The organism is Nakamurella sp., assembly GCF_048594475.1.
Taxonomy (GTDB): Bacteria; Actinomycetota; Actinomycetes; order Mycobacteriales; family Nakamurellaceae; genus Nakamurella.
Genome location: NZ_JBMDXT010000285.1, coordinates 1 through 1,820, shown reverse-complemented (window position 1 = coordinate 1,820; position 1,820 = coordinate 1). Strand labels below are relative to the sequence as shown.

The 1,820-nt window shown below is 75.5% G+C and carries 1 protein-coding gene; it reads left to right on the top strand.

Annotated elements, in window-relative coordinates:
* The first annotated feature begins 219 nt into the window (after positions 1–219).
* On the top strand, positions 220–1,800 hold the full coding sequence (locus tag ACOJUF_RS13265) for an anthranilate synthase component I (RefSeq protein WP_420122312.1): 1,581 nt from the start codon (positions 220–222) through the stop codon (positions 1,798–1,800).
* Positions 1,801–1,820 lie beyond the last annotated feature (20 nt).

Sequence of the window (1,820 nt, the reverse complement as noted above, 5' to 3'; positions counted from 1 at the left end):
CGGGGGCGGGGGGGGGGGCGGGGGCGAGGGGGGCGGCGACGGCCCCGCCGCCGGGACCGGGATCGGGCATGTCGGTCACCGCCCCACCGTAAGGGGCGGGCCCGCGCCCGGCCCCCGGCCCTGCCGACCGATCCGGTCCGGGCCGGCCGGCGACCCGCCCACCGGGCGCCGGTCCTCCGGTGGTCGGCCGGCGATCGGCGGCCCGGCAGAATGAGCCGCATGTCGGTCACGACCCCCGCGACGAACTCGGCGGCCGCGCCGGGGCGCCCCGCCCTCGGTGAGATCAGCCCCACCCGCGCGGAGTTCCGCGAACTGGCCCGGGACCGCCGGGTGATCCCGGTGACCCGGCGGCTGCTCGCCGACACGATCACCCCGGTCGGGCTCTACCTGACGCTGTGCGGCGACCGGCCGGGCACGTTCCTGCTGGAGTCGGCCGAGCACGGCCGGTCCTGGTCGCGCTGGTCGTTCGTCGGCGTGCAGGCGCCGGCGATCCTGAGCGAACGGGACGGCGAGGCCGTCTGGCTGGGCACCGTGCCGGCGGGCCTGCCCCGCGGCGGCGACCCGCTGCGCGTGCTCGACGAGTCGCTGCGGTTCCTGCACACCGAGCCGCTGGCCGGGCTGCCCCCGCTCACCGGCGGCCTGGTCGGGTTCCTGGGCTACGACGTCGTGCGGCGCTGGGAGAACATCGGGGGTCAGACGGCCGCAGGCTCCGCCGCGGACCCGCTGATCCCCGAGCTGGTGATGCTGCTGGCCACCGACCTGGCCGCGCTCGACCACCACGAGGGCACCGTCACGCTCATCGCCAACGCCGTGAACTGGGACGGCACCGACGAGCGGGTCGACGAGACCTACGACGACGCGGTCCGCCGGCTGCACGGGATGAGCGCCGCGCTGGCCCGGCCGCGGACCCTGCCGGCCGCCCACTTCGCGGCCCGCGCCCCCGAGGTCACCCGGCGGATGGAGTCGGCCGACTACCGGGCCAAGGTCGAGGTGGCCAAGGAGCACATCCGGGCCGGTGACGCCTTCCAGATCGTGCTGTCGCAGCGCTTCGACGTGCCCACCGACGCCGACCCGCTGGAGATCTACCGGGTGCTGCGGGCCACCAACCCGAGCCCGTACATGTACCTGCTCCGCCTGCCCACCCCCGACGGCGACCCGATCGCCGTCGTCGGCTCGTCGCCGGAGGCCCTGGTGACGGTCCGGGAGGGCCTGGTCACGATGCATCCGATCGCCGGCACGCGGCCCCGCGGGCACACCGAGGAGGACGACGTCCTGCTGGCCAAGGACCTGCTGGCCGACGAGAAGGAACGCAGCGAGCACGTGATGCTCGTCGACCTGGGCCGCAACGACCTCGGCCGGGTCTGCGCCCCGGGGTCGGTCAAGGTGGTCGACTTCTTCACCATCGAGCGGTACAGCCACGTCATGCACATCGTCTCGACGGTGACCGGGCAGCTGGCCCCCGACCGCACCGCCTACGACGCGCTCGCCGCCTGCTTCCCGGCCGGCACCCTGTCCGGCGCGCCCAAGCCGCGGGCCATGCAGATCATCGACGAGCTGGAGCCGTTGCGGCGCGGGGTGTACGGCGGTGTCGTCGGTTACCTGGACTTCGCCGGCGACGCCGACACCGCGATCACCATCCGGACCGCCCTGGTCGCCGACGGCGTCGCCTACGTGCAGGCCGGCGCCGGCGTCGTGGCCGATTCGGTGCCGGCGAACGAGGACGCCGAGTGCCGGAACAAGGCGGCCGCCGTGATCGCCGCGGTCGGCGCGGCCACGACGCTGCGGGCCGTCGATGACTGACCCGGCCGGGCGAGCGGACG